Annotated in this window: 17 protein-coding genes and 2 pseudogenes; 13 read left to right on the plus strand and 6 right to left on the minus strand. The window is 64.8% G+C overall.

What is annotated here, in order from left to right:
• Positions 1–36 precede the first annotated feature (36 nt).
• Both DRB87_RS00845 and DRB87_RS00850 read left to right on the plus strand, forming a co-directional pair.
• A complete protein-coding gene (locus DRB87_RS00845) occupies positions 37–237 on the plus strand; it encodes a DNA-binding protein (RefSeq protein WP_130024507.1) in 201 nt (66 codons plus the stop codon).
• A 15-nt stretch (positions 238–252) separates the two neighbouring features.
• On the plus strand, positions 253–672 hold the full coding sequence (locus DRB87_RS00850) for a type II toxin-antitoxin system VapC family toxin (RefSeq protein WP_130024508.1): 420 nt from the start codon (positions 253–255) through the stop codon (positions 670–672).
• A gap of 74 nt (positions 673–746) precedes the next feature.
• Here the strand turns inward: DRB87_RS00850 and DRB87_RS00855 are convergent, their stop codons facing one another.
• Both DRB87_RS00855 and DRB87_RS00860 read right to left on the minus strand, forming a co-directional pair.
• Positions 747–1,379: a response regulator transcription factor gene (locus DRB87_RS00855; RefSeq protein WP_130024509.1), complete on the minus strand. Its 633-nt coding sequence runs from the start codon at positions 1,377–1,379 to the stop codon at positions 747–749.
• Positions 1,376–2,761 carry a cache domain-containing protein gene (locus tag DRB87_RS00860; protein WP_130024510.1) on the minus strand — a complete coding sequence of 462 codons (1,386 nt, stop codon included), beginning with the start codon at positions 2,759–2,761 and terminating at the stop codon, positions 1,376–1,378. Before DRB87_RS00860 ends, DRB87_RS00855 begins: the two co-directional genes overlap by 4 nt.
• 364 nt (positions 2,762–3,125) lie before the next feature.
• On the opposite strand from DRB87_RS00860, the gene DRB87_RS00865 reads away from it, so the two are divergent.
• Together DRB87_RS00865 and DRB87_RS00870 are read left to right on the plus strand one after the other, a co-directional pair.
• Positions 3,126–5,192 carry a carbon starvation CstA family protein gene (locus DRB87_RS00865; RefSeq protein ID WP_130024511.1) on the plus strand — a complete coding sequence of 689 codons (2,067 nt, stop codon included), beginning with the start codon at positions 3,126–3,128 and terminating at the stop codon, positions 5,190–5,192.
• Between the two features lie 16 nt (positions 5,193–5,208).
• A complete protein-coding gene (locus DRB87_RS00870; RefSeq protein ID WP_130024512.1) occupies positions 5,209–5,406 on the plus strand; it encodes a YbdD/YjiX family protein in 198 nt (65 codons plus the stop codon).
• 106 nt (positions 5,407–5,512) lie between these two features.
• Here DRB87_RS00870 and hemN read toward each other — a convergent pair whose 3' ends face one another.
• Entirely contained in the window at positions 5,513–6,844 is a 1,332-nt protein-coding gene (gene hemN / locus DRB87_RS00875; protein WP_240756131.1) for an oxygen-independent coproporphyrinogen III oxidase, read from the minus strand.
• A 633-nt stretch (positions 6,845–7,477) separates the two neighbouring features.
• On the opposite strand from hemN, the gene DRB87_RS00880 reads away from it, so the two are divergent.
• Positions 7,478–8,446, plus strand: a complete 969-nt coding sequence (locus DRB87_RS00880; RefSeq protein WP_017233789.1) for a LysR family transcriptional regulator — start codon at positions 7,478–7,480, stop codon at positions 8,444–8,446.
• 98 nt (positions 8,447–8,544) lie between these two features.
• Here DRB87_RS00880 and DRB87_RS00885 read toward each other — a convergent pair whose 3' ends face one another.
• From DRB87_RS00885 to dprA, 3 genes are all read right to left on the minus strand, one after another.
• Positions 8,545–11,232, minus strand: a complete 2,688-nt coding sequence (locus tag DRB87_RS00885; RefSeq protein ID WP_130024514.1) for a DNA topoisomerase III — start codon at positions 11,230–11,232, stop codon at positions 8,545–8,547.
• 226 nt (positions 11,233–11,458) lie between these two features.
• Complete coding sequence (locus tag DRB87_RS00890; RefSeq protein ID WP_130024515.1) at positions 11,459–11,848, minus strand: thioredoxin family protein; 390 nt, start codon at positions 11,846–11,848, stop codon at positions 11,459–11,461.
• 91 nt (positions 11,849–11,939) lie between these two features.
• Positions 11,940–13,280 carry a DNA-processing protein DprA gene (gene dprA, locus DRB87_RS00895; RefSeq protein ID WP_130024516.1) on the minus strand — a complete coding sequence of 447 codons (1,341 nt, stop codon included), beginning with the start codon at positions 13,278–13,280 and terminating at the stop codon, positions 11,940–11,942.
• Between the two features lie 237 nt (positions 13,281–13,517).
• Here dprA and def point away from each other — a divergent pair, with 237 nt between their 5' ends.
• The 8 genes and pseudogenes from def to DRB87_RS00935 all read left to right on the plus strand — a co-directional run.
• Positions 13,518–14,021 carry a peptide deformylase gene (gene def / locus DRB87_RS00900; RefSeq protein WP_130024517.1) on the plus strand — a complete coding sequence of 168 codons (504 nt, stop codon included), beginning with the start codon at positions 13,518–13,520 and terminating at the stop codon, positions 14,019–14,021.
• A 146-nt stretch (positions 14,022–14,167) separates the two neighbouring features.
• Entirely contained in the window at positions 14,168–15,016 is an 849-nt protein-coding gene (locus DRB87_RS00905; RefSeq protein ID WP_130024518.1) for a glycosyltransferase family 39 protein, read from the plus strand.
• The gene (locus DRB87_RS00910; protein ID WP_130024519.1) at positions 14,926–15,336 is read left to right on the plus strand and encodes a hypothetical protein; all 411 of its coding nucleotides are present in this window, start codon (positions 14,926–14,928) and stop codon (positions 15,334–15,336) included. The genes DRB87_RS00905 and DRB87_RS00910 overlap by 91 nt, the downstream gene beginning before the upstream one ends.
• A gap of 37 nt (positions 15,337–15,373) precedes the next feature.
• Entirely contained in the window at positions 15,374–15,913 is a 540-nt protein-coding gene (locus DRB87_RS00915) for a hypothetical protein (RefSeq protein WP_130024520.1), read from the plus strand.
• 30 nt (positions 15,914–15,943) lie between these two features.
• The gene (gene fmt, locus DRB87_RS00920; RefSeq protein ID WP_130024521.1) at positions 15,944–16,927 is read left to right on the plus strand and encodes a methionyl-tRNA formyltransferase; all 984 of its coding nucleotides are present in this window, start codon (positions 15,944–15,946) and stop codon (positions 16,925–16,927) included.
• A gap of 211 nt (positions 16,928–17,138) precedes the next feature.
• On the plus strand, positions 17,139–17,999 hold the full coding sequence (gene htpX / locus DRB87_RS00925; RefSeq protein ID WP_130024522.1) for a zinc metalloprotease HtpX: 861 nt from the start codon (positions 17,139–17,141) through the stop codon (positions 17,997–17,999).
• Positions 18,000–18,171: 172 nt separating this feature from the next.
• Positions 18,172–19,484: pseudogene (gene rsmB / locus DRB87_RS00930) on the plus strand (16S rRNA (cytosine(967)-C(5))-methyltransferase RsmB).
• Positions 19,481–20,074 (plus strand): annotated as a pseudogene (locus tag DRB87_RS00935) (DUF4390 domain-containing protein); the annotation flags it as partial. The pseudogenes rsmB and DRB87_RS00935, both read left to right, overlap by 4 nt.
• Positions 20,075–20,078 lie beyond the last annotated feature (4 nt).

Below are 20,078 nucleotides of genomic sequence, written 5' to 3' on the forward strand. Positions count from 1 at the left end.
CTTTTCCATTCGGAACCCCAGGAGGCGCTGATGCACATGATGTTGATCGAAGGTATTGACGAACCGCTCATGCGATCGATACGGTCGCGTGCGGCCATGTACGGGAGAACCCCGGAGGAAGAAGTGCTGACGATTCTGGATAACGTGGCGCGGGTTCCCGGGTTTCGCTCGCTGGGGGAAGCACTGTTGGCCATGCCGAATGTTGGACTGGACAGCGATTTTGAACGTATCAATTAAGGCACTGAGCGTCCGATGTATTTACTCGATACGAACGTTATTAGCGAGTGTCGGAAATGTGGGGGCGGTGACGAAGGGGTCCAGCGCTTTATCCGTCGGACCGATCGTGATCAATCACCGCGCTTTCTTTCGGTCATCACACTGGGGGAACTACAGCGTGGTGTGAAAGTCCTTCGGCACCGGAATGATGCGCGACAGGCGGTGTTGATCGAGACATGGCTCGAGAAGCTGAAACGCGATTACGCGCGCGAGATTTTGCCGGTGGACCAGACGATCTGTAACGTTTGGGCACGTCTGCGCGTGCCCCATTCCGAGCACCCCATCGACAAGTTGATCGCCGCCACTGCGCTGGTGCATCGGCTTGTCGTGGTCACGCGCAACGTGAAGGATTTTTCCAATACCGGCGTGGAGGTATACAACCCATTTGTGCACTGATCACGGTCGGTGTGAGCGCCGTACTGTCACCCGACCCACGCGCGCCGAGCGCTCGACAGGCGCCCTCACGCGACCTACAGTCGATTCTCCACCGCAAACTTGATCAACTCCGCCTGCCCTTCGATGCCGAGCTTGCGCTTGATGTTGAGCCGGTGCGTCTCCACGGTGCGGACCGACAAATCCATTTCCGTGGCAATTTGCTTGTTTGCCAATCCGCGCGCGATCCGCGAGAGGATTTCGCGTTCGCGAGGTGTGAGTGAATCGATGGGCGCGTGCGACGTCGAGGCCTGTACCACGCGCGCGGCAATGGCGGCGCTGTAGTACGAATCGCCGCGCGCCACGCGTTCGATGGCGGTCACGATCTCGTGGGCGGGCGCGTCCTTGAGCACATAGCCGCGCGCGCCGGCGCGCACTGCCTGACGCACATATTCGGCGTTGTCATGCATCGAGAGGATCAGCACGGCGATGTGGGGGAACTGCTCGCGAAACTGGGCGGTCAGTTCAATGCCGTTCGTGCCGCGCATGCTGATGTCCATCAGCGCCAGATCCGGCGACGATGTCTTCGCCCGCATGAGCGCTTCCTGTGCATTGCCCGCCTCACCGACGACCTGCAGGTTGGGCGAGGCATCGAAGCGTGCGCGCAGTCCATCGCGCACGAGCGGGTGATCGTCGATCAGGAGCAGTCGAATGGGATGCGCTTGCGTCATTGGCGTGAGGCTGTACGAAGCGCCGCTTTCGCAGCGGCGGGCGTGAGGGGCACCCACGCGCTGATGGTGGTAAGACCCGGCCACGACTGAATGCCGAGAACGCCGCCGACGGCATCGAGCCGCTCGCGCATATTGCGCAGGCCGATGCCATGGCTGGGATTGTGATGCACGTCGGTCACGTCGAATCCGCAGCCGTCGTCAGCAATCGACAGGTGAATGCCGCCGGGTTTGAACATCAACAGGATCGAAACGCGCGACGCGTGCGCATGGCGTTCGATGTTGGTCAGCGCTTCCTGCGCGATGCGATAGAGCATTGTTTTGATGTTGTCGTCCAGCACGGGGGCGTCGCCTTCGACTTGCATCTCGACAGGCAGATTCGCATGCGAGCCGAACTCCCGTGCGAGCTGGTCGATGGCCGCGGCCAGGCCGAGATCGTCGAGCATGGCCGGGCGCAGCGCCTGCGAAATACGTCGCACTTCCCCGAGCGTGCCGTTCAACCGCTCGATGGCCACGCCCAGCGCGGTACTGGCGGCGGCGGGCGAGCCCGGCAGACGCATCGACGCCGACTCGAGCAGCAGCTTGACCGACACCAGCAATTGACTGATGCCATCGTGCAACTCGCGCGAGATGCGCGCGCGCTCGAGTTCCTGCGATTCCACCACCTGACGTGCCAGTTGGCGCAACTTCGCATCGGCGGTCTTGAGTTCGGTGATGTTCACGACGAGCCCGCACAGGGCCACGATCGCCAGGCATGTCGAGGCGATGAGGGTGATCCAGATCAGCGTGCGATCGATGTTCGCCTGCGCGCGCTCGTCCGACGCGCGCAGCGTAGCTTCGACGTCGTCGAGATAAATCCCGGTGCCGATCATCCAGTTCCAGCGGGGCAGGGCGACGACGTAGCCGAGTTTTGGCGCCATCTGGTGCAGAGACGGCTTTTCCCACGCATATTGCACATAGCCGCCGCCGGCGCGCGCCGCCGCGATCAGGCGCTGGATCGTGGGCGCGCCCGACGCATCCTTGAGCGACCAGAGATTGTGGCCGACAAGCTCAGGTTGGCGCGGATGCATCAGGCTGCGGCCTTCGAGATCGTAGACGAAAAAGTAGCCGTCCTGGCCGAACTCCAGGCGGGCAAGGATGGCGAGGGCCGCCTCGCGGGCGGCGGGCGTGTCGGGGCCGTCGTACAGCGGCTCGATGGCCTTGCGCGCAAGGCCCACGTAATGCAGCAGCTCCGCCCGCTTGTTGGCCAGCGATGTGGTTTGCACAGCGTCGTGCTGCGCGCTCGAAAGCTCGTTGCCCTGGTGTCGCACGGCCAGCGCGATGGCGACCATCGCCAGGGCGACCGGCAACAGCGCCAGGACGAAAAATTTCTGTCGGAGATTCATGGCGTTCGGAAAGCTGCATTGCCGCGTTTCGCGGGGCTTCGCTACGTAATAGCACGTAGCGAACCTGCGTAGTTTCGCGCTTGTGGCGCGGCGGGCAAACGCCAATACTACACGCCGAATCGTGGCCGGGGCTGCCGAGTGTCACTCGTCAGCGTCTCGCCGGTGTTACGCCAGTTCGGATGTTCACACGCCGATGCGGTGCGTAGCACCTCCGGTCCTTGCTGTGCGCAGGCCCCGAAAGAGGGGCGCGTGCAGCGAGCCACGTTCCACGGTGCCGTCATGGCGCCGGGTCAAGAGGCGGGGCAGTGCCGCAACGGCGCCGTCCCGGGTTGCTGCCTGAAGGAGGCAGTTCCGAGGAGAGACAATGAATCGCATCTGGCAACAACTGCCCTGGGCAGCCGTGGCCGTCGTCGGCGCTTGCGCGCTTGGCACGGTGGCTCTATCGCGCGGCGAAACCGTCAGCGCACTCTGGATCGTGATCGCGGCTGTCTGCGTGTATCTGATCGCTTATCGTTTCTACAGCAAGTTCATCGCCACGCGCGTCGCGCAGCTCGACGGCTCGCGCATGACGCCGGCCTGGCGCCATAACGATGGCCTGGACTACGTGCCGACCAATCGCTACGTGCTGTTCGGGCACCACTTCGCGGCCATTGCCGGCGCAGGACCGCTCGTCGGCCCGGTACTTGCCGCGCAAATGGGCTATTTGCCGGGCATGTTGTGGATTCTCGCCGGAGTGGTGTTCGCGGGCGCAGTGCAGGACTTCATGGTGCTGTTCATCTCCACGCGCCGCGACGGCCGCTCGCTGGGCGATCTCGTGAAGTCCGAACTCGGCATGATTCCCGGGGTGATCGCGCTGTTCGGCGCGTTCCTCATCATGATCATCATTCTGGCCGTGCTGGCGCTGATCGTGGTCAAGGCGCTGGCAGGCTCGCCGTGGGGCACGTTCACCGTCGGACTGACGATCCCGATCGCGCTGTTCATGGGCGTCTACACGCGCTACATCCGTCCGGGCCGCATCGGGGAAGTGTCGATCATCGGCTTCGTGATGCTGATGGCCGCGATCTTTTTCGGCCAGAACGTGCACGACAGCGCCACCTTTGCGCCGCTGTTCACGTTCGACGGCAAGCAACTCACGTGGATGCTGATCGGTTACGGCTTTGTCGCGTCCGTCTTGCCTGTGTGGCTGTTGCTCGCACCGCGCGACTATCTGTCGACGTTCCTGAAGATCGGCACGATCATGGCGCTGGCCATCGGCATTCTGGTGGTCGCACCCGAGCTGAAGATGCCCGCGCTCACCCAGTTCGTCGACGGCAGCGGTCCGGTCTGGTCGGGCAAGTTGTTCCCGTTCCTCTTCATTACGATCGCGTGCGGCGCGGTGTCCGGCTTCCATGCGTTGATCTCGTCGGGCACCACGCCCAAGCTGCTCGATAACGAACTCAATGCGCGCTTCATCGGCTACGGCGGCATGCTGATGGAGTCGTTCGTGGCCATTATGGCGCTGGTCGCGGCCTCGGTGATCGACCCGGGCGTGTATTTCGCGATGAACAGCCCGGCCGCCTTGATCGGCACGACGCCCGAAGCCGTGGCGCACGTCGTCTCCGGCTGGGGTTTCGCCATCACGCCGGACGTGCTCACCGCCACGGCGCATGCCGTTGGCGAGAATACGATCATCTCGCGTGCCGGTGGCGCACCGACGCTCGCCGTCGGCATGGCCCAGATCCTGCATCGCGTGGTCGGCGGCGAAGCGATGATGGCGTTCTGGTATCACTTCGCGATTTTGTTCGAAGCACTGTTCATCCTGACGGCGGTGGATGCAGGCACGCGTGCCGGCCGCTTCATGCTGCAGGATCTGCTGGGAACGTTCGTGCCGTCGCTCAAGCGTACGGATTCGTGGCCCGCGAACCTGACCGCCACCGGCCTGTGCGTGGCTGCGTGGGGCTACTTCCTGTACCAGGGCGTGGTCGATCCGCTGGGCGGCATCAATACGCTGTGGCCGCTGTTCGGTATCTCGAACCAGATGCTGGCCGCGATCGCGCTGATTCTCGCGACGTGCGTGCTCTTCAAGCTCAAGCGTGAGCGCTTTGCCTGGGTGACGATCCTGCCGACGCTGTGGCTGCTGGCCTGCACGCTCACGGCCGGGTGGCAGAAGATGTTCGACGCGAATCCGAAGGTCGGCTTCCTCGCGCACGCGGCGAAGTATCAGGCGGCGCTCGCCGACGGCAAGTTGCTCGCGCCGGCCAAGTCGGTCGCGCAGATGCAGCAGATCGTGTTCAACGATTACGTCGATGCAACGCTCTCCGGCGTGTTCATGTTCGTGGTCGTGTCCGTGGCGATCTTTGGCGTACGCACCATCCTCGTGGCACGCCAGGCCAACAAGCCGACGGCCCGGGAAACGCCGTTCGAGCCGATGCCGACCGGTCGTCAGGTCTGAGAGCGGGGGCGACGCCATGCTCGATGAAGTCGGTAAGGTGGGCCGGTATCTGGGGCAGGCCATGCGTCTGATGGTTGGCCTGCCCGACTACGACACCTATGTCGCGCATATGCAGGTCACGCACCCGGATCAACCGGTCATGAGCTACGAGGCGTTCTTCCGGGAACGGCAGGAAGCGCGCTACGGCGGCAAAGGCGGCGGACGATGCTGCTGAGGCGTCGTTGGCCTCAATCGCCTCGTCAGCCTCGTCAACCCAGAAAGTGAAAACGCCCGGTGAGCACTTCACCGGGCGTTTTTTCATGGGCCGCCCCGCGCTGCGCTCACATCACTTTTGCGCATCGCGAGTGAGCGTTGCCGCGACGATAGCGATCGAAGACCTGGGCGACGACGCGAACCAGCAAGCGTCCGGCCGGCAAGATGCGCAGTCCGTGGGCCTCGATGGCCACGAGACCATCGGCCGCCAGTTCGGCCAACTCGCCCAGCTCACTCGCAAAATAGCTGGCGAAGCGGATGTCGTAAGCCTGTTCGAGTGGCGCGAATTCCAGCGACATGTGGCACATCAGGCGCGAAATGACGTCGCGCCGGATATGGTCGTCGTCATCGAGTCGCACGCCACGCGCGATGGCGAGTCCACCGGCATCGATGGCTTCGTAATACGCCTTCAGGGTCTTGGCGTTCTGTGCGTAGCTATCCCCCACCCGGCCGATGGCCGACATGCCCACCCCGACGAGGTCGCAATCGGCCCGTGTGCTGTAGCCCTGGAAGTTGCGATGCAGACTGCCAGCGGCCTGCGCACGAGCGAGTTCATCGTCGGGCCGCGCGAAGTGATCCATGCCGATATAGACATAGCCCGCTGCACTCAGGCGGGCAATGATCGTCTGCAACAGCGCCAGCTTTTGCGGGCCGTCCGGCAGGGCGTCGGGCAGGCAGCGCTGCATCTTGAACTGTTGTGGCAGATGCGCGTAGCTGAAGACCGACAGGCGCTCCGGCGCCATCTCGATCACGGCGTCGAGCGTATTCGAGAACGACTCGGACGTTTGATACGGCAGGCCGTAGATCAGATCGAAGTTGACCGACCGGAAACCACAACTTCGCGCCGCGTCGAGCGTAGCTTCGACCAGCGCGCGCGGCTGCACGCGATGAATCGCGGCCTGAACACGGGGATCGAAATCCTGCACCCCGATGGACAGACGATTGAACCCGAGCGCGCGCAAGGCGCGAATCGATGCCGGGCCGGCACTGCGCGGGTCGATTTCGATGGTGTACTCGGCGCTGTCGTCGAGCGTCATCACGAAGTGGCGGCTGATGGCCTCGACAAGGGAGGCGATCTGTTCCAACGACAGGAACGTCGGCGTGCCCCCGCCCCAATGCATCTGCGCGAGCCCGCGCCCGGCGCCGAGCAGCGACGCCTGCCGTGCGATCTCCGTATGCAGGCGCTCGACGTAGGCCTGCGCGTGAGCGCGATTGTGCGTGACGATCTTGGTGCACGCGCAATAGAAGCACACCGTGTCGCAGAACGGCACGTGGACATATAGCGAGAGCGGTTTGCCAGTGCGTTTGGACTGCGCGGCTGCACGCGCATAGTCGTCAGCGCCGAAGTTGTCACGGAATTGCAGTGCCGTCGGGTACGAGGTGTAGCGCGGCCCGTTCACGTCGTAACGGGCGAGCAGTTGTGCATCGAAGTGGATCGGGGCGGACGGGACCGCGGTGTTTCGCGGCGCGTGCCGCGTGCCGCATCGTGAATGCCCGTGGCCCTCGGACGACGCCCGCGACGCACAGCCGGGACATGGCGTACCAGCGTGCTGTTCGCTGGGGGCTGCGGCGTTGGCGCAAGGCGTCGACGAAAGGCGGAGCGGAGTCATGACGCGGCCTGTAACAGTAGGTGATAGGGGACTGTAGCGTCGCCGCGAACGCCGCGCCCTGACCTGCGTCAAACACCGGGCTCACGGCGAGAAAGTGGCGAGAAGCAGGCGTGATGGCTGACGACGTTGAGTGAATTCCCGTATCTGTCGCGGACCCCGGTGCTCGGAGGCGCAAGTCGCATGGCGGTCATGCACCAAAATCGTTGCCACGTCAGGCAAGTTTCGGCTGCCTACGGTAAGCTAGCGCCTTATTGAAGTCTCCCCGCCGTGTCGACAGCCCTGGCGGCACGCACGGCCCACCCCGGAACGATCCGGGGCGGGGGTCCGACCGGTGCCCGCAGGTACGCGCAGCGCCGGTGAATGGCCGGCCCGCCCATGCTTGTCCTTGCCCGTACGACGCGGCACATCACGATTGGAAACACTATGGATCGTCTGCAATCGATGCGCGTTTTCGTCAAAGTGGCCGACAACGGCAGCTTTGCCCGTACGGCTGCCCAGATGGACCTGTCGGCCGCCGTGGTCACGCGGCACGTCGCCGAACTGGAATCGCATCTCGGTGTTCGCCTGCTCAATCGCACCACTCGCAGCCTGTCGCTGACCGGTGCCGGGCAGGTGTATCTCGAACGCTGCCGGCAGATCATCGACGAAGTCGACGAGGCCGACGCCCTCATTTCCAGCGCCTCACGCGATCCGAAAGGCACCTTGAAGGTTGTTGCGCCGGTGTCGTTCGGTCTGCGCAACCTCGCCCCGCTCGTCAAGAAGTACCAGGAGTTGCACCCGAAGGTCGTGGTCGATCTCGCGCTGACCGACCGTGCGGTCGATCTCGTGGAAGAGGGCTACGATTGCGGCATTCTGCTCACGCGCATGATCAACAGCGAAAGCCTGATTTCACGTGTGCTCGCCGAGACGCGCGTGATGTTGTGTGCTTCGCCGGCGTATATCGCCGAGCACGGCGAACCGGTCACACCGCAAGAACTGGGCGAGCACGGTGTGCTCGGTCTGCCGAATGACATCTGGAGCGAAGACCGCGTGTTTTCTGGCCCGGACGGCGAGGTGCGCGTGCGTGTGCAGAACAAGTTCATCTGCAACAACACGGCGCTGCTGCGTCAATCGGTGCTGCTGGGGCACGGCATTGCGTTCCTGCCGTCATACCTCGTGGGGCACGATGTGCGCGACGGCGATCTCGTCGCGCTGATGCGCAACTACTCACAAACGCCGGTCGATGTCTCGCTCGTCTATCCCAGCCGGAAGTATCTGTCGGCCAAGACGCGCGGCTTTATCGATCTCACCGTCGAGTATTTCCGCCAGAACGAAGGCATTTCGGCAGCCGAACGCTGGGTGCCCCCCAAGATTCCGTCGCCGAGCGCGCCCACCACGGGCATTTCGGTGTGACGTAGTGCCCATCGCGAGATGAAAAAACGGCCACTCCCGCAAGGAAGTGGCCGTTTTCATTGCCCGGCGACAACTGGGCGATGCCGTACTCGATCCGCTTAGAACGGCGGATCGTCGTCATCGACGGCAGCGTTGTCCGACGCGCCGGACGTGGCTTCCTTCTTGGCCGGCTTGGCTTTGGCCGTCGTTTTCCGGGCCGCTGTCTTCTTGGCCGGTGCCTTCGCCGCCGCGGTCTTCGTTGCCGTCTTGCGCGCCGGGGCAGCTTTGCCGTCAGCCTCGGCGTCGCCCGCCTTCGCAGCCGTCTTCTTCGGTGCCTTCGCTTCGAATTCGAAGCCGATGGTGCCGTCCTTCTGCTTGGCCAGATATGCTTTGAAAGTACGACCGGTGCGCGACGACTTGAAGCTCGTCAGGAGATCCGTCTTGCCCTCGGTCAGCAGCTTGTGAATCTGCTCGCGCGTGATTTCCTGCTGGAGAATCACCTTGCCCGACGTGAAGTCGCAAGTCTTCGGGCTGGCGACGGCGTTCTCGCAGACATAACGCATGCCGTGCTCAAACACGTTTGCGCCGCACTTCGGACACTTGCCGACCGGCTCCTGTCCCGTGAAGTCGGGAGCCTCGCCGTCTTCGTCGCCGTTGTCCTGTCCGAAGTCGAACTCGAGCTTGTAACCCATCTCGTCGTCGGGCGAGAGCTTGAGAATGGCCGAGAACGGACGACCCATCTTGCTGCGGAATCCCGACAGCGGTCCGATCGTCTTGTTCTTGAGCAGGTCTTCGACTTCCGGGATTTCGAACTGACGCCCGCCTGGAATCTTCGAGATCGAGAAGGCGCAGTTCGTGCACGCGAAGCGCCGATAGTTCTCTTTGACCACGCTGCCGCAATGCGGGCACGGCGTGGTGAGCGTGGCGTAGTCGCCCGGGATCGTGTCCGAGTCGTATTCCTTCGCGCGCTTGACGATGGTCTGCGTCATTTGCGCGATCTCGTGCATGAACTCGTCACGCTTGAGGCCACCGCGCTCGATTTGCGAGAGCTTGGCTTCCCATTCGCCCGTGAGTTCGGGCAGCGTGAGTTCGTCCACGCCGAGCCCACGCAATAGTGTCATCAACTGGAAGGCCTTGGCTGTCGGATGCAACTCGCGGCCTTCGCGCACGAGATACTTTTCCGTCAGCAACCCTTCAATGATCGCCGCCCGCGTGGCCGGGGTCCCCAGACCCTTGCCCGCCATCGCCTCGCGCCACTCGCCCTCTTCAACGAGCTTGCCCGCGCCTTCCATGGCCGAGAGCAGCGTCGCTTCGCTGTATCGTGCCGGAGGCTTGGTTTGCAGGCCAACCGATTCGACCTTGTCGACGCCAACCTTCTCGTCCTTCGCGACCGGCACGAGGTTCGGCTGCTCTTCCTTGCCCTCTTTCCCGTCGCCCTGCGCTTCCTTGCCGTAAATGGCCAGCCAGCCGGCGTTGACGAGCACCTTGCCTTCGGTCTTGAAGTGATGGCCCACCACTTCCGTGATCCGGGTCGTCACCTGATACTCGGCCGCCGGGAAGAACACCGCCAGGAAGCGCTTGACGACGAGGTCGTACAGCTTTTGCTCTGGCTCGGAGAGGTTCTTCGGCGCCTGCAGCGTCGGGATGATGGCGAAGTGATCGCTGATCTTGCTGTTGTCGAAGATCCGCTTGTTCGGCTTGACCCAGTCCTTGCTCAGGACCTGGTTGGCGAACTGGTGGTAGTTGTTGCTCTCCTTGAGCACGGCCATCGTTTCCTTGACGGTGGCCAGGTAGTCTTCCGGCAGCGCGCGCGCGTCGGTCCGCGGGTACGTCAGCACCTTGTGCTTTTCGTACAGCGCCTGCGCCAGGCCCAGCGTGTTCTTCGCAGAGAAACCGAAGCGGCCGTTGGCCTCGCGCTGCAGGCTCGTCAGGTCGAACAGCAGCGGTGAGAGTTGCGTCGACGGCTTCGATTCTTCAGTGACCGTGCCGTGCTTGCCGCGCACCGCTGCCACGACCGATTCGGCGGCCGCAACGCTCCACAGGCGCGAATCGCGCTGCTCCGGATCGAATTCGTTGCGCTTGAAGTTCGGATCGAACCAGCGGCCTTCATAGAAGCCCGAGGCGGCAACGAAATCGGCGCGCACTTCCCAATAGTCGCGTGACACGAACTTGCGAATCTTCTCTTCGCGCTCGACCACGATCGACAGCGTCGGCGTCTGCACGCGACCGACGGTCGTCAGGAAGAATCCGCCCCCCTTGCTGTTGAAGGCGGTCATGGCACGCGTGCCATTGATGCCCACGAGCCAGTCGGCTTCGGCGCGGCTGCGCGCGGCGTCGGCCAGCGGCAGCATGTCGTCGTCGCTGCGCAGGCGGCTGAAGCCGTCGCGAATCGACTGCGGCGTCATCGATTGCAGCCACAGACGCCTGACCGGCTGCTTCGCCTTCGCGTGTTGCGCAATCAGGCGAAAAATCAGTTCCCCTTCGCGTCCCGCGTCACAGGCGTTGATCAGGACGTCCACGTCCTTGCGCTTGATGAGCCGTGTGAGCACCTTCAGACGCGACTCGCTCTTGGCGATCGGCTTGAGGTCGAAATGCGGAGGAATCACGGGAAGGTTGGCGAAACTCCACTTGCCGCGTTTGACTTCATAGTCTTCCGGCGCGCCGATTTCGACGAGGTGGCCAACCGCCGACGAGACGACGTAGTCGTCGTTCTCGAAGTACTCGTCATGCTTGGTAAAGCCGCCCAACGCCCGCGCGATGTCATTCGCGACGGACGGTTTCTCGGCAATGATCAGAGCTTTTGACATGACGTTAGGTAATGGTGAGGGGGTGTCGCCAAGCGACATTCGTTGGCTTTATAACATATAGCCAGTCCGGCGTTGCCGTCGGATCGGGCACAAGGCATGCCTGAAAGCGGCACATCATAAGCGCGTCGCAAGCCGGCGGCAAGCGCAGGCCCGGCGGCGCGGCCCCACCGCTGCGACACGGCGTCGCGCTTTGCCTGATGCGCTTGCCGGTCGGCTCCGACGGGGGCTATCCGGCAAGCAGGTGCTCGCGCAGCGCAGGGGCGGCCACCGTCGTGTCGCCCAGCACTCGCGCGTCGAGCATACGCTCGAGAATGCCGACGGCCGGCAGCACTGGGCCAAAAAAACGGGCCTGTCCCGCCGCCTGCTGCGCATCCTGAACGAGCAGGGTCGGAAAGTTCTCGATGTCGTGATCGTCGAGCCAGTCGGCGTGCGTCTCGATATCCACCCAGACGAAGCACAGCGCCGGATGGCGAGCCGCCAATTGCTCGAACACCTGCGCATACTCGCGGCAGGTGCCGCACCACGCCGCGCACAAACAGGCCACGAGACGCGTGTTGCCATCGGCCAGCGCGGCAGCCAGCGCGGAGCGGTCGGCGACAGGATCGAAAACGGGCATGGTGTCGGTGATGTCGGTATCTCGGAATTGGGAGGGGACGCAGCGGCGACCGGCGCATTTCAGGCATCGGCCTCGGCGACCCGGGCATTCGCTAGCGTACGCCCCGGTCGGTCTGCCGGGCAAACCGTCCGCCGGGCAGTCGGGCGATCCGGCCGTCGAGTTCAAGCACGCTCAGATGCGCAAGCACGGTGGTGATCGCCAGGCCGGTGCGCCCGCAAAGGGTGTCCGCGCTGACCGGATCATACCCCAGCGCTTCCAGGACTGCTGCCATGCCGGGGGGCGCGGCGGTGGGCGTCGCCACGGCGGCGCGGGCCGTCGGTGGGCCACTGGCGCGCACGGTCTCGGTCATGCTGAATAGATCGGTCGCCGCGCCGTCGGACGGCGGGCGCCTCGATCCACGGGCGTGTCCGCCATGTGCGCGCTTGCGCGCATTTCCCGCGCTTCCCATGTCCGACAGGGGGAGCGTTTCCACGGTCGGCGCGGGCGGTGCAATGCCCAAGGCTTCGAAGACGTCGTCGGGCGATGTCGCGAGCGTGGCGCCGTCGCGGATCAACGTGTGGCAGCCGCGGCTTTGCGGCGCGTGGATCGAGCCGGGCACGGCGAGCACGTCTCGGCCCAAATCGCCTGCCAGACGCGCCGTGATCAGCGATCCCGAGTGCGTGGTGGCCTCGACGACCACGGTGCACCGTGCGAGCGCGGCAATCAGCCGGTTGCGCCGCGGGAAATGATCGGCACGCGGTGGTGTGCCCACGGGAAACGCGGACAGCACGAGGCCGCATTCGGCGATGCGCTCGGCCAAGTCGCGATGATGCGTCGGGTAGACGAGATCGGGCCCCGTGCCCACGACGGCGCAGGTGCCGCCCACCGTCTCGAGCGCGCCTTCGTGCGCGGCAGCGTCGATGCCGGCCGCCAGCCCCGACACGACGGTCACGCCCGCGTCGCCGAGCGCGTGGGCGAAGTGTCGCGCGTTGTCGCGTCCCTGCGGCGTGGCGCGGCGGCTGCCGACAAGCGCCGCCGCCATGGCCCCGGCGCGGTTTGGCAGACCGGCGTCGCCGCGGCAATACAGGATTGGGGGGGCGTCGCCAAGCGTCAGCAGCTCACGCGGGTAGGCCGGCTCGGACAACGTGACGACCGCACACCCGGGACGACTGGCCCAGTCGAGAGTGCGGGCGATCTGTGCCGTCAACTCGGCGGACATCGGCGCGAGCAGCCTGTCCACGAGCGTGTCCGGCAGCACGCCGGCGAGCCTGGCGCGCGACGCCCGGAAGATCGCTTCAGGCACCCCGAATGCGCTCAGCAGACGCCGTACCGCAGCCGGGGGCACCCCGGGCGTGTGGCACAGCCGCAGCCAGTCCTTGATTTCCGCGTGGTCGGCCCCGATATGGGGGCTATCGTGCGTGACGTCGGTGTGAAGGGCGCTTTCGCGGGACATGACATCAGAACGGGCCTCGGGACAGGGCTCGGCGCAAGAGGCTCGGGCGGGTCGCGCGTGACCCGCCGCCAGCGTCGAGAGGGGCGCTATGCTAAAATTTTTCATCATCCGGTAAGCATTGACCGGGGGGCCAAGGCGGATATCCCCTGCGGCGCGAACATCGCGACGCAGCTGCCATCACAGGATTGTGCGTTCACGGCCACTCGCAGGGCAATGCGGCGAATTCCCGTTTTCATCATGGCATTACTGACAATTCTTCAATATCCCGATCCGCGTCTGCACAAGGTGGCCAAGCCGGTTGCCAAGGTCGACGATCGGATCCGCAAGCTCGTCAAGGACATGGCCGAGACCATGTACGACGCCCCCGGCATTGGCCTCGCGGCCACGCAGATCGACGTGCACGAGCAAGTCATCGTGATGGATCTCTCGGAAACGCGCGACGAATTGCGCGTGTTCATCAATCCCGAGATCGTCTGGCGCAGCGACGAACAGAAGGTTTATGAAGAGGGCTGCCTCTCGGTGCCCGGCATCTACGACGAAGTCGAGCGCGCCGACCGCGTGCGCGTGCGCGCCCTGAACGAGCAGGGTGAGGCGTTCGAACTCGACGCCGACGGCCTGCTCGCCGTGTGCGTCCAGCACGAGATGGATCACCTCAAGGGCCGCGTGTTCGTCGAGTATCTCTCGCCGCTCAAGCGCAACCGTATCAAGCAAAAGATGAAAAAACAGGTCGAACGCGCCTGAACCCCTCCGGCGGCGCCCAGCGTGGGCGTGGCCGGTAAAGTCCTCTATACTTGCAGCGCTCGCGGGCGCGTGTGTCCGCTTTCTGCCGCTGCGACGGGGCGTCATCGAACGTCCGCCGTCGGGCCAACTCCCGACTGTTTGCCGAGATGTCCATCGCCATCGCTTCGTCGTCTTCCCGCACCCGCACGATCTACTGGCTGAGCGCCGCGCTCCTGTTTGCCTTCCTGCTGGCGGGCCTGTTCGACCGCGACCCCTGGAAAGCCGACGAGCCGTATTCCGTCGGCATGGTGCTCAACTTCTTTCGCGGCCACGATCTCGTCGTGCCGCACGTGGCCGCCGATCCGTTCGTGGAGAAGCCCCCCGTGATGTACTGGACCGGGGCGTTCTTCGCTCGGCTGGCGTCCGGTGTGCTGCCGGTCTTCGATGCGGCCCAGCTCGCGGTGCTCGCCTGGCTGGTCATTGCGGTGATCTGTGTCGGCCGGCTGGCGCAACGCCTCTACGGCGCTGCGGATACGCACAATACAGACACGTTCAACTGGCTCGCGCCCATGCTCATGGTCGGCAGCTTCGGGGCCATCGAGAACATTCACAAACTGACGGCGGATGTGCCGCAACTTGCAGGCGCCGCGCTCGCGCTGGCGGCGCTGGCCCGTCTGGCCAAGGCAGAGAACTCGTCGCGCTTGTGGGGACTCTTGTTCGGCACGGGCGCCGGTATTGCCTTTCTGAGCAAGGGCCTGCTGGTGCCCGGTGTGCTGGGTCTCACCGCACTGGTCGTGCTCGCCGTGCCGGCGTATCGCACGCGCCGCTATGCGGGCGCGCTCGGCTGGGCGGTGCTGGCGTCGCTGCCGTGGCTGGTGATCTGGCCTGCGTTGTTCTGGCATGCCTCCGAGCCGCTTTTCATTGAGTGGTTCTGGATAACAACTTCGGCCGGTTCTTCGGCTTTGTCCATCTCGGCGGGGAACGCACGACCTATGGGAGCGATTTCGCGAGCCTGATCGGGCTGACCTTCCCGGCGGGCTGGCTCGCGCTTGGCGCGCTGATCGCGCAACTGCGACAGGGCGGCGGGTTACGGCGGTACGTGATCGATTTTCCGGAGCAGGCCATGCTCTGGCTGTACGCCGGCTTGTTCGTGGCGACACTCGTCGCGTCGTCGGCCATTCGCGACATCTATATGCTGCCGCTCTTTCCGGCTATCGCGGTGCTGGGTGCGAACGCACGCTTGCCGACGTGGCTCGAGAAGGCGTGGTCGGGCGTGGCGCTCGTGCTCATGAGTGCGCTGGGACTGTTCCTCTGGGTGCGTTGGGGCTGCAACTGACCGGGAACGGGCACGTCGCCGCGGGCCCGATCGGCAAGTGGCTGCCCTCGATTACGTGCTGCCGTTCTCGCCGGGACTGGTGCTCGCGGCGGTTGGCGTCGCCGCGTTGTGGGTGAGTGCCATCGTGCACCGCCGTCGGCTCGGTGCCCTGGTCTTCGGTTTCGCCGGGCTGATGTTCGTCTGGGGAACGCTTTCCACGCTGTTGCTGCCCTGGATCAACGAGGCGCGCAGCTACCGCACGCCGTTCGACGAACTGCGTGAGTCGCTTGCCCATGCGGCGCCACATGGCACGCCATTGGCGACCCGATGCGTCGGGTCGTTCAACGTCGGCGAGTCGGAGCGCGCCATGCTCGACTATTTCATCGACGTGCGTCCGGTACAGCTTCCGGATCTGGCAGATGCGTCGCGCTGCGACGTGTTGCTGGTGCTCGACAAGGCCAATGCGCGCATCCCCGCGCCGGACGGCTGGCGCGAGATCTGGCAGGGCGGCCGTGCAGGCGATACCAATGAGCGCTTCCGCGCCTTCGTGGCGCCTTCGACCGCGGTGGCCGCGTCCGCCGCCGGCACCGTCAAGTAAGTTATCGCGTTCAGCACAAGGAAGTTCGTCATGACGCTTCGCATCGTCTTCGCCGGCACGCCGGAATTCGCACAAACCGCGCTTGCCGCCATCGACGCCGCTGACTTCCCTGTCGAGTTGGTGCTCACTCAGCCGGATCGTCCGGCCGGTCGCGGCATGAAGCTGCACGCCAGTCCGGTCAAACGGTACGCCCAGACGCACGGCATGCCGGTGTCGCAGCCGTCGTCGCTACGCCGTAACGGCAAGTTTGCGGAGGAAGCCGCGGCAGCCATCGAACAACTGCGTGCGCTGGCACCCGATGTCATGGTCGTGGCCGCTTACGGCTTGATCCTGCCGCAGGAAGTGCTCGATCTGCCTCGATACGGGTGCCTGAACATCCACGGCTCGCTGTTGCCGCGCTGGCGCGGTGCGGCACCGATTCATCGTGCCATCGAGGCGGGCGACGCCGAGACCGGCATCACTATCATGCAGATGGACGCCGGCCTCGACACCGGCGCGATGATTCTGCGCGAGGCCGAGCCCATCCGACCGGACGACACCACGGCGACGCTGCACGACCGCATGGCGGCGCTTGGCGGCAAGTTGATCGTCGACGCCTTGCGTCAGCTCGCGCGCGATGGGCATCTGCCGAGTGTTGCCCAGCCCGAGACCGGGGTGACCTACGCGGAAAAGATCGCCAAGCAGGAAGCGGTGCTCGACTGGCGCAAACCCGCCGAGGGACTGGCGCGCCAGGTCCGGGCGTTCGATCCTTTCCCGGGGGCGCTCGGCACAGTGCACGACACCCCGGTCAAGCTGTGGCGCGCGTGCGCCGTGGCGGGCAATCCGGGGGCTGCCCCCGGCACCGTTCTCGACGTGAGCGCCGACGCAATCGTCGTCGCGTGCGGGGCGGGCGCGCTTCAGGTGACCGAGTGCCAGAAGCCGGGCGGCAAACGTCTGCCGGTACGTGAATTCCTCGCGGGGTTCGCACTGGCGCCCGGCGACGTTTTCGCGGCAGGCCACCCGCCGGCGCAGTAATATCGACCGAATCGACCGTTCTGGTCATTGAAACCGTACGGAAAAGTCGTAAAACGTCACGGAATCGGCGGGAAATTTCAGCGAACGTCTGAAAAGTATCGATGCGAACGCCGCTGCCGTTGAATTTTTGACGACCGGCACCATCTAACGCCCGAGGACACGCAAAGTGCGTGGTTTCCTCGGGTCATCAAGATTTGCAGAGGAGAACACCATGTTCAATTGGATGAAGACCACCCTGCTGATGGCGGCCATCACCGCGTTGTTCATGGTGGTGGGCGGCATGATCGGCGGCAGGCAGGGCATGATGCTCGCGCTGGCGTTCGCGCTGGCGATGAATTTCTTTTCGTACTGGTTCTCGGACAAGATGGTGCTGCGCATGTACAACGCGCAGCAAGTCGACGAGACGAGCGCACCGCAGTTTTACAACATGGTGCGCGAGTTGTCGCAGCGCGCCGGGCTGCCAATGCCGAAGGTCTACCTGATCAACGAGGACGCGCCCAACGCGTTCGCGACCGGCCGCAGTCCGGAACACGCCGCCGTGGCGGCCACGACCGGCATTTTGCGTGTGCTCTCCGATCGAGAGCTGCGCGGCGTGATGGCGCATGAGCTGGCGCACGTGAAGCATCGCGACATTCTCATTTCGACGATTTCCGCCACGATGGCCGGTGCGATTTCGGCGCTCGCCAACTTCGCCATGTTCTTCGGTGGGCGCGACGAGAACGGCCGTCCCGCCAATCCGATCGCGAGCATTGCCGTGGCGATTCTCGCGCCGTTGGCCGCCTCGCTGATCCAGATGGCGATTTCGCGTGCCCGTGAATTCGAGGCGGACCGCGGCGGCGCGGAAATCTCCGGCGACCCGCAGTCGCTGGCGATGGCGCTCGACAAGATTCATCGTTATGCGCAGGGTATTCCGTTCGAGGCGGCCGAGCAGCATCCGGCCACGGCGCAGATGATGATCATGAACCCGCTGTCCGGCGGCGCGATCGCGAATCTGTTCTCGACACACCCGGCGACCGAAGAGCGCGTCGCCCGACTGATGGAGATGGCGCGCACCGGGCAGTATCCGGCCTGACCGAGCGTGCCGCGCGCACGCTAGTGAGGACTGACCTCGCTCGCCACGGCCTCGCCCGGCGGCACGCACGCCGCCGTCAGGCGGGGCGTCAGTCTGCTATTCTGTGGCCCGACAGCCGTCCGATATCTCCCATGCCCGCCGTCGCGCGGGCATGTTCGTTTGTAGAAAGCCCATGCCGCAATCGAGTCTGCCCACCGAATCCCTGGCCTATGCGCTGCAGCGCGCCGCGCAGGCCCTCGAATCCGTCCAGAAGGGCACCGCATTGCCGCAAGCGCTGGCCCAGGCCACCACGCAATGCGCACCGACCGTGCGGGCCGCCGCACAGGATCTCGCTTACCGCGCCGTGCGCCGGCTGGGCAGCAGCCGCGCGTTGCTCGCCTTGCTCGTCAAGCCCGCACTGCAAGCGCGCGTGCGCGACATCCTGCTGTGCGCATTGGCGTTGCTGCAAGACGCCGCCGAGGATGCTGCGTACACCGAATTTACGGTCGTCGACCAGGCCGTGGAGGCGATTGCCGTGCAGCGTCGCACCGTCGCGGCGAAGGGGTTGGCCAACGCTGTACTGCGTCGCTTTCTGCGCGAGCGCGAGCGCCTGATGGCCGAGATCGCGAAGCAGCCCGAAGCCCGCTGGAACTACCCCGCGTGGTGGATCGACACCGTGCGCGCAGGCTATCCCGATCAATGGGAGACGTTGCTTGCCGCCGGCGACAGCCGCGGGCCGATGACGCTGCGCGTGAACACACGTCGCGTCAGTGTGGCCGCCATGCAGGCAAGTCTGGCGGCGGCGGGCATGGATGCCGAGATCATCGGTCCGGTCGCGTTGCGGCTCGCGCAAGCCGTGCCGGTGGACCGTTTGCCGGGTTTTGCCGACGGATGGGTGTCGGTGCAGGACGCCGGGGCACAACTGGCCGCGCCGCTCGTGCTGGGCGAGTCTGCGCGTGCCGGCATGAAGGTGCTGGACGCGTGCGCGGCCCCCGGCGGCAAGACCGGCCATTTGCTGGAAATGGCCGACGTGCAGGTCACGGCGCTCGAGTCGGATCGCCTGCGCGTGCCGCGTATCTACGAAAACCTGGAGCGTCTGGGACTCAGTGCGGACGTGCGCATCGGCGACGCCGGCACGCCGTCGAAGTGGTCCGGCGGCGGCTGGGACGGCGTGCCGTTCGATCGCATTCTGGCGGACGTGCCGTGTTCGGCGTCCGGCATCGTGCGGCGTCATCCGGATATTCGCTGGCTGCGTCGCCGGGCCGACATTGCGGCCCTGGTCGAAGAGCAGCGGCGCATTTTGCTGGCGCTCTGGGACACGTTGGCCGTGGGGGCGAGTTGATCTATGCAACGTGCTCGATCTTCCCGGCGGAAAATGAGCAGCAAGCGCAATGGTTTGAACGTATTCGCACAGATGCGGTACGATTGGACGCTCCCGGGCAATTGCTGATGACCCCTGGCGGCGCCCACGACGGCTTCTATTACGCTCGCTTCCAGAAACGGTGACCTTTTCCCAACGGCTACTGGCCAGTTTGCTGCCGCTGCTGCTGTGCGTTTTTGCGCTCGGCTTCGCTGCGCCCGCGCGTGCCGAAAATGACATCCAGGTGCGCGAAGCGCGGCTTGAGCCGTCCGAGGGCGGCTGGTTGCTCGACGCGCGCTTTGCCTTCGAGCTCAACAGCAGCCTGGAGGACGCGGTCAATCGCGGTATCTCGCTCTATTTCACAACCGACTTCGAACTCACTCGCTCTCGCTGGTACTGGTTCGACGAGAAGGTCGTGACCACGTCGCAGAGCGTGCGGTTGTGGTTCCAGCCGCTCACGCGTCAGTATCGCGTCTCCAGCAATAGCGGCAACAGCAGCAACAGCGGATTGCAGCTTGGCTTCGGCTCGTTGGGCGAGGCGCTCGCGCTCGTGCGCAATGTAAGCGGTTGGCGCGTCATCGAGAAGGGCGTCGTCAAACCGGGCACGCAATATCAGGCCTCGGTACGCATGCGGCTCGACAATGCGCTGATGCCCAAGCCGTTCCAGATCGACGCCGTCAACAATCGCGACTGGAATCTCAGCTCCGACTGGGCGCGCTTCATGTTCTCGCCCGCGCCAT

The sequence above is a fragment of the Pandoraea sp. XY-2 genome, from assembly GCF_004193915.1.
GTDB lineage: Bacteria > Pseudomonadota > Gammaproteobacteria > Burkholderiales > Burkholderiaceae > Pandoraea > Pandoraea cepalis.